The organism is Streptomyces sp. NPDC058459 (genome assembly GCF_042721685.1).
GTDB lineage: Bacteria > Actinomycetota > Actinomycetes > Streptomycetales > Streptomycetaceae > Streptomyces.
In genome coordinates this window covers 19,880-27,689 of the sequence record NZ_JBHXLV010000073.1, presented here as the reverse complement: position 1 = coordinate 27,689, position 7,810 = coordinate 19,880, and the positions used below count along the sequence as shown (strand labels likewise).

Sequence of the window (7,810 nt, the reverse complement as noted above, 5' to 3'; positions counted from 1 at the left end):
GGCGTACACGACCGCGCGCACCTCCACCCGACGCGCCGCCCCGGGACCCGGCGCCCCGACGGCGGCACCGAGCGGTGATACTGGGACGCGCACCGGCCCCCACCAGCAGATTGGCCCATGTCGAACTCCACCAGCGACCGCGCCCCCGTCCCGCAGACGCTCTGGGCGGCCCGCGGCCGTCACACCGGTCCCACCCCCGAGGACGTCGTACGCCGCACCCTGAGAGAACGCCACAGGAGCGGGGAGCTGGACGATTTCTCGGAGCCGTCCGCGCCCGGGGGCTCCACGCGCCGGGTCTTCGAGGCGCGCTGGCGCGCCGGGGGCACGGTCACCGTGCGGGCCCGGCTCACCCTCGTCCCCGGGCCGGAGCGGCCGGGGCACGAGTGGACGCTCGTCGCGGAGTCCGAGCAGCCGTGGGAGGAGGCGTGGCCCTCGCCGGCCACCCTGTTCTGGCCCGAGGGCGGTGCGGCCTCGGGCGGTGACGGCGGGTGGGACCACCACCCCACGGTGCCGGGGCTGCGCTTCCGGCAGGTCAACGCGCTGCCGCTGGACGACAAGGAGATGCGCCGACGGCTGCGGGACGCGGCCCGTGAGGCGTGGTGCGTCAATCTGGTCGTGCACGAGGCGATGACTCCGGACGAGGGCGGGAAGCTGCCGCTGGCGGGGCTGCTGCCACCGGGGCTGCGGCACCGGGTGATCGAGCACCGGGCGAGTCCGCAGCAGTTCCGGGCGGTGAACTGGGCCCTGAGGGATCTCGGGGTGGAGGTGCCGCGCGGCGGTGCCGTGCTGCTGCCCTGGGACCCGGCGCCGGACGGCTACGACCGGCAGGCGTTCAGCGTGCGCAGCGTCTTCCTGGACGGATCGGAGCCCGCCGACCTGATCGCGGCTCTGCGGGACTTCGCCTCGCTGTCCCGGCCGCGGCCCCGGGGACTCGGTGACGCGCTGACGGAGCTGCGGGACGACTGGGCGCTGACGACCCCGCAGGAGGAGCTGGAGCGGGAGCGGCACCGGGTCGAGCGGTACCGGGAGGCGCTGGAGGCGATGACGAGGTCGCGGAATCTGTACCGGGAGGCCGCCGAGCAGGCCCACGAGGCGCTGGCCGCGTACCGCGACACCCCGTTGCCCGTGCTGCCCCAGCAGCGCCCCTCGGCCCGTGACCAGTCGCCGTTGCAGCAGCTCACCAGGACGTTCGAGTGGCTGCGGCTCCCGTCGTGGGGGCAGCGGCCCGGGACCCCTGGCACCGCCTCTGAGGCCGCCCCTGACTCCGGGCCGGCCGCCGGGGGCGGCGACCGGGTGTGATCCCGCGGCTGCCGCGCGCCACAGCGGGCAGAAGGAACGAAGGCGCGGGTGGCCGCGCACCGGGAGGGGGCAGGGCGCGTGAAGGACTTGGACAACTCCACGATCATGCTGGCTGTCGCGGCCGTCGCGGCGGCCGTCGTGCTGGTCTTCGCCGTCGTCCTGCTGGTGCGGCTGGTCCGGACCCGGCGCTCGCTGCGTGACGCGGGTCTGCCCACGGGGCCGCGCTGGGTGTTCTGGGGCGCCGTCCTCTATCTGGTGCTGCCGACCGATCTGCTCCCCGACCCGGTCTACCTGGACGACATCGGCGTCCTGCTGCTCGCGCTGCGCAGCATGCGCGCCGCACGTCCGCTGCCGGGGAAGACCGGCGAATTCTGAGCGGTGTCCGGCGGCATGGGCCGCACCGGGGGACACCGTACGGGTCTGCGCCCGCCGGGTGAGCGCGGATCAGGGCCGCAGGGCCCGCCACCTCGGGGGATGACCTCGCCTCACGGAGCGCGGCAGTGTAGACATGGGCACATGGTCCGACTGCCCGGCCGACCCGACACGCGGGCGCCCCGCTCCTTCGGGCATCCGCGCGCGCCCTTCGGTGCGCGGCATCAGGGCGATGACGTCGGCGACGGGCCGCCCGGAGTCGTGCGTGCCGCGGTGACCGGGCGCAGCCTGGCGGGGCAGGTGTTCCTGTTCCAGGTGGTGATCGTGCTGCTGCTGGTGGTGTCGGCCGTGGTGGCGCAGGTGCTCCAGGTGCGGCACGACAGCGATCTGGAGGCCCGTAACCGCTCCCTGTCCGCCGCCGGGGCGTTCGCCAGCGCCCCGGGTACGGCGGCCGCGCTGCGCACCCTGGACCCGACGGCGGTCCTCCAGCCGGCCGCCGAGGCAGCCCGCAGGACGACCGGGGTGGACTTCATCGTCGTGCTGAACACCGACGGCATCCGCTACACCCATCCCGACCCGGACCGGATCGGCAAGAAGTTCGTGGGGACCATCGGGCCCGCCCTGCGCGGGGACACGGTGGTGGAGGAGCTGACCGGCACGATCGGGCCGCTGGTGCAGGTGATCGTCCCGGTACGGGACTCGGACGGCCGGGTGGTGGGGCTGGTGTCGGCCGGCATCACCACCGCGCACGTCGGCGGGGCCGCCGACCAGCAGGTGCCGTTGCTGCTCGCGGCGGCCGCGGCGGCGCTCGCGCTGGCCACGGCGGGCACGGCGCTGGTCAGCCGGCGCCTGCTGCGCCAGACGCACGGCCTCGGCCCCTACGAGATGACCCGGATGTACGAGCACCACGACGCGGTGCTGCACGCGGTCCGGGAGGGTGTGCTGATCGTCGGCGACGGCGGCAGGCTGCTGCTCGCCAACGACGAGGCGCACCGGCTGCTGGACCTGCCCGAGGACGCCGAGACGCGCAATGTGCTGGAGCTAGGACTGGACGACGAGACGGCCGGGCTGCTCTCCTCGGGCCGGGTCGCCACGGACGAGGTGCACCTGGTCAAGGACAGGCTGCTGGCGATCAACCAGCGCCCCACCGATCTGCGCGGCGGCCCGCCCGGCAGCGTCACCACGCTGCGGGACTCGACCGAGCTGCGCGCCGTGTCCGGCCGGGCGGACACGGCCCGCGAGCGGCTGAACATGCTGTACGACGCCGGGGTGGGCATCGGCACCAGTCTGGACGTGAGCCGGACGGCGGAGGAGCTGGCCGAGCTGGCGGTGCCCCGGTTCGCGGACTTCGTCACGGTGGACCTGTTCGACGCGGTGCTCAAGGGCGAGGAGCCGAGGCCGGGCAACGAGATGCGGCGGGCGGCGTTCAGCGGCATCCGCAAGGACGCCCCGATGTATCCGCTGGGTGAGCGCATCCGGTTCGTGCCGACCTCGCCGCCGGCGCGCAGCCTGGTCACCGGGCAGTCCGTGGTGGAGCCGGACCTGCGGGAGGCGCCGGGCTGGCAGGCGCAGGACCTGGAGCGGACCGGGCACATCGTCGAGTACGGCGTGCACTCGCTGATCACGGTCCCGCTGCGGGCGGGCAACCTGGTGCTGGGGGTGGCGACCTTCTGGCGCTCGGAGAAGCCGCAGCCGTTCGACTCCGAGGATCTGGCGCTGGCGGAGGAACTGGTGGCGCGGGCGGCGGTGTCCATCGACAACGCCCGCCGCTACACCCGCGAGCACAGCATGGCGGTGACCCTCCAGCGCAGCCTGCTGCCGCGCACACTGCCCGCGCAGGACGCGCTGGAGATCGCCTACCGGTATCTGCCCGCGCAGTCGGGGGTGGGCGGCGACTGGTTCGACGTACTGCCGCTGCCCGGCGCGCGGGTGGCGCTGGTGGTCGGCGACGTGGTGGGGCACGGCCTGCACGCGGCGGCGACGATGGGCCGGCTGCGTACCGCGGTGCACAACTTCTCCTCGCTGGACCTTCCGCCGGACGAGCTGCTGGGCCTGCTGGACGAGCTGGTGGCCCGGCTCGACCAGGACGAGACCCCGGAGGACGGCGCGGCGGCCCTCACCGGCGCGACCTGTCTGTACGCGGTGTACGACCCGGCGTCCCGGCGCTGCACCATCGCGCGGGCCGGGCATCTGCCGCCCGCGCTGGTCCTGCCGGACGGCACGGTCGAGTTCCCGGACGTGCCGGCCGGTCCCCCGCTGGGTCTGGGCGGGCTGCCGTTCGAGACGGCCGATCTGGAGCTGCCGGAGGGCAGCCGGCTGGTGCTGTACACGGACGGGCTGGTGGAGGACCGCGAGCGGGACATCGACGAGGGGCTGGACATGCTGCGGGACGCCCTGCGGCACGCGCCCGGCGCGTCGCCGGAGCAGACCTGCCGCGTCGTCCTCGACCGGCTGCCGGTCCGCCCGGCGGACGACGTCGCGCTGATCGTGGCCGAGACCCGGGTCCTCGGCGCGGACCAGGTGGCCCGGTGGGAGGTGCCGGCCGACCCGGCGGCCGTCGCGGAGGTCCGCGCCGAGGTGACCCGGCGGCTCGCCGACTGGGACCTGGAGGAGCTGACCTTCACCACGGAGCTGGTCCTGAGCGAGCTGGTCACCAACGCCATCCGCTACGGCCGCGGCCCCATCGGCGTACGCCTGCTGCGCGGCCGCTCCCTGATCTGCGAGGTCTCCGACGGCACCACCACCTCCCCCCACCTCCGCTACGCCGCCAGCACCGACGAGGGCGGCCGCGGCCTCTTCCTGGTCGCCCAGCTCTCCGACCGCTGGGGCACCCGCTACACCCCGCACGGCAAGATCATCTGGGCGGACCAGCCACTGCCGTAGCGTCGCGTCGCACAAATGCCTTGTACCGGGCCGCTGGTGGGAGACATGATCACGTCCATGTTCTCCCGCAGGAAGCGCCGCCGTCCCAACTCCCCGGATCTGCAGAAGGCTTGGGAGGCGCTGGACTCCTCGGACGTCCCCGGCGCCCTCCGGCTGCTGCGCGGTGCTGCCGAGGAGGCGCCGCTCGCCGAGATGGCCCTCGTCGTCGAACGGGCCGCCAGGGCGGCCGACTTCACCGACCTGGCCACGGCCGCGTCCACCCTCGCCGCTGGTTCCGGGGAGCCGCGCGCCCTGTTCGGCTTCGGGTACGCCTGCATCGAGCGCGGCGTCCCGTTCCTCGCGATTCCCGCCCTGCGCGTCGCGCTCGGCGCAGCCCCGGATTCCCTCGGCATCCTGCGCGAGCTGGTCTCGGCGTACGAGGATGAGGGGCGCCACCGTGAGGCGGCCGGCGAACTCGCCCGGTACGAGGACCGGTTCGCCGAGTGGCCGGACCGCTATCTGCTCGTGTTCAACAGCCTCATGGCGGGCGACCTGGCGGCGGCCCGGCGCCACCACGCGCCGCTGAACGACCCCGAGGACCAGACGTGGCAGCCCACGCGGGACCGGCAGAACCTGATGCTGCGGCGCGCGGCGGACGCTGAGCAGGCGGGCCCGCTTGACCTGAGCGACCTGCGCGGCTGGCAGTACGTGCTGGGCGGCACCGTCCTTGGCACACTCTCCCCGTACGGTTTCGACGCGGGCATGACCGGCCGCTACGCCTTCCTCCAGGACGAGAAGACGCTGTGCCTGCGCGGCCTGCTGCGGCTGCGGACCCTGCTGGCGGCCACCGGTGTGCGGCCCCGGTCGGTGTCGCTGCTGCCGGACCGCGACTCCCGCGTCCTGGGCCTCGCCGCGGCGGAGGTCCTGGCCCTCCCGGCGGAGCCGTTCGCACCCGGCCGGCAGGACACGGTGGTGGTGGCGTACGACCTGAACGCGCTGGCCGAGCACGAGGACGGCCCGGAGATCCTCGGGCAGCTGCTGGAGCGGGCGCCGGGGCAGGTGCTGCACGAGCACGCGAGCTGCTGGACCGACCCGCCCGTCGTCGCGGCGGACAGCGTGACCCTGCTGCACCAGGTCGTGACGGCCCCCTGGGGCGCTCAGCTCCGGCAGGGCGCGGACGGTGGTGTCGAGCGCGGCGCGGCGGACGACCGCCCGGAGCAGGAGCTGGCGGCCCTGATCGTGGCCGGTACGCAGGATCTCGCGGCCGATGCAGGCGACGGCGAGGGTCCCGACGACTCCGACGAGGTGTTCACCGCGTTCGCGGCCGCCGTGCGCGGCACATGGCTACAGGGCCCCCGCGCACGGCTCAGCTCGCCGGGTCCGGTGCCGAGTTCGCGGTTCGCCTGACGGCGGGGCGGCTCAGCCCAGTGCCTTGTCCAGGTTGAAGGCCGCGCTGATGAGGGAGAGGTGGGTGAACGCCTGGGGGAAGTTGCCCTGTTGTTCGCCGGTGCGGCCTATCTCTTCGGCGTACAGGCCGAGATGGTTGGCATAGGTGAGCATCTTCTCGAAGGCGAGGCGGGCTTCGTCGACGCGGCCGGCGCGGACCAGGGCCTCGACGTACCAGAAGGAGCAGATGGAGAACGTGCCCTCGTCGCCGCGCAGGCCGTCGGGACTGGCCTCGGGGTCGTAGCGGTAGACGAGGGAGTCGGAGACCAGGTCCTCGGTGAGGGCGTCGAGGGTGGAGAGCCACTTGGGGTCGGTCGGCGCGATGAACTTGGCCAGCGGCATCATCAGCACGGACGCGTCGAGTACGTCGCTGTCCTCGCACTGGGTGAAGGCGCCCCGCTCCTCGGACCAGCCGCGGTCCATGATGCGGCGGTAGATGTCGTCCCGGGCGCCGCGCCAGCGGGGCAGGTCGGCGGGCAGGCCGCGGCGGTTGGCGAGGCGGATGGCGCGCTCGATGGCGACCCAGCACATCAGCCGGGAGTACAGGAAGGGCTTGCGGCCGCCCCGGGTCTCCCAGACACCCTCGTCGGGCTGGTCCCAGTGGTCGCACACCCAGGTGACCAGTTGGCACACGTCGTCCCACTGGCCGCTGGAGATGGGCTGGGCCCATTTGTCGTAGAGGTAGATGGAGTCGATCAGGGCGCCGTAGATGTCGAGTTGGAGCTGCGGGGCGGCGGCGTTGCCGACGCGGACCGGGGCCGAGGCCAGGTAGCCCTCCAGGTGCGGGAGTTCGTACTCGGGCAGCTCGGTGCGGCCGTCGATGCCGTACATGATCTGGAGCGGGCCCTCGGTAGCGCCGTCGCCGGGGCTGATGTGCGTGGTGAGGAAGCACATGAACGCCTCCGCCTCGCCGGTGAAGCCGAGGCGGAGCAGGGCGTACACGGCGAAGGCGGCGTCGCGGACCCAGACGTAGCGGTAGTCCCAGTTGCGCTCGCCGCCGAGCTGTTCGGGCAGGCTGGTGGTGGGGGCGGCGACGATGGCGCCGGTGGGGGCGTAGGTGAGCAGCTTCAGGGTGAGGGCGGAGCGGTGCACCATCTCGCGCCAGCGGCCCCGGTAGCGGGACTGGGCGAGCCAGCGGCGCCAGTAGTCGACGGTGGCGTTGAACTCGTCCTCGGCCTCGGCGTGCGCGCAGCCGCGCGGGGCGATCTCGCCGCCCGCCTGGTCCAGGGCGAACACGGCGGTCTCGCCCTCGCCGAGCTTGAACTCGGCCCGCGCGTCCCGCTCGTCGCACTCCATGGCCACGGTCGCGGTGAGCGCGAGGGAGTGGTCCCCGGCGTCGAACAGCAGCCGGTCCTCCTCCTCGCGCACGGTGTGGGGTTCGGCGGCGTAGCCGAAGCGGGGGGCGACCAGTGCCCGGAAGGGCACGGTGCCGCGTACGCAGACCACGCGGCGGATCAGCCGGTGCCGGGCCTCCTCGCCGGGCCGTGCGGCGCCGACCGGCATGAAGTCCTGCACCTCGCCGACGCCCTCCTCGGTGAAGAAGCGGGTGATCAGCACGTTGGTGTCGGGGAAGTAGAACTGCTTGGTGTGCGCGGGGACGGAGGCGGCCAGCTCGAAGCGGCCGCCGCGCTCGGCGTCCAGCAGGGCGGCGAACACGCTGGGGGCGTCGAAGGAGGGCGAGCAGTACCAGTCGATGGTGCCGTCGCTGCCGACGAGGGCCACGCTGCGCAGGTCCCCGATGAGGCCGTGCTCGGCGATCGGCAGATAGCGGCGGCTCTGCCGGGTCTCCTGCTGGAAGGGCGTCTCGGCCATCGTCGCGGCCTCCCGTGCT

Annotated in this window: 5 protein-coding genes; 4 read left to right on the top strand and 1 reads right to left on the bottom strand. The window is 73.9% G+C overall.

The features are described 5' to 3' along the window. The first annotated feature begins 117 nt into the window (after positions 1 to 117). From ACFWN1_RS16185 to ACFWN1_RS16170, 4 genes are all read left to right on the top strand, one after another. Positions 118 to 1,299 (top strand): hypothetical protein, encoded by a 1,182-nt coding sequence (locus tag ACFWN1_RS16185; protein WP_384362184.1) that lies wholly within the window; start codon positions 118 to 120, stop codon positions 1,297 to 1,299. 105 nt (positions 1,300 to 1,404) lie between these two features. After that, on the top strand, positions 1,405 to 1,674 hold the full coding sequence (locus ACFWN1_RS16180; RefSeq protein ID WP_384362195.1) for a YkvA family protein: 270 nt from the start codon (positions 1,405 to 1,407) through the stop codon (positions 1,672 to 1,674). Positions 1,675 to 1,815: 141 nt separating this feature from the next. Beyond that, entirely contained in the window at positions 1,816 to 4,554 is a 2,739-nt protein-coding gene (locus ACFWN1_RS16175; RefSeq protein WP_384362181.1) for a SpoIIE family protein phosphatase, read from the top strand. A 57-nt stretch (positions 4,555 to 4,611) separates the two neighbouring features. Beyond that, positions 4,612 to 5,940, top strand: coding sequence for a hypothetical protein (locus ACFWN1_RS16170; RefSeq protein ID WP_384362193.1), 1,329 nt, complete (start codon positions 4,612 to 4,614; stop codon positions 5,938 to 5,940). A gap of 12 nt (positions 5,941 to 5,952) precedes the next feature. On the opposite strand, the gene ACFWN1_RS16165 is transcribed toward ACFWN1_RS16170, so the two are convergent. Next, positions 5,953 to 7,791: a glycoside hydrolase family 15 protein gene (locus ACFWN1_RS16165; protein WP_384362178.1), complete on the bottom strand. Its 1,839-nt coding sequence runs from the start codon at positions 7,789 to 7,791 to the stop codon at positions 5,953 to 5,955. Between the last annotated feature and the right edge of the window lie 19 nt (positions 7,792 to 7,810).

Coding starts and splice junctions, on each gene's coding strand:
- ACFWN1_RS16185 (WP_384362184.1), top strand. CDS start 118: ATGTCGAACTCCACCAGCGACCGCGCCCCCGTCCCGCAGACGCTCTGG.
- ACFWN1_RS16180 (WP_384362195.1), top strand. CDS start 1,405: ATGCTGGCTGTCGCGGCCGTCGCGGCGGCCGTCGTGCTGGTCTTCGCC.
- ACFWN1_RS16165 (WP_384362178.1), bottom strand. CDS start 7,791: ATGGCCGAGACGCCCTTCCAGCAGGAGACCCGGCAGAGCCGCCGCTAT.
- ACFWN1_RS16170 (WP_384362193.1), top strand. CDS start 4,612: ATGTTCTCCCGCAGGAAGCGCCGCCGTCCCAACTCCCCGGATCTGCAG.
- ACFWN1_RS16175 (WP_384362181.1), top strand. CDS start 1,816: ATGGTCCGACTGCCCGGCCGACCCGACACGCGGGCGCCCCGCTCCTTC.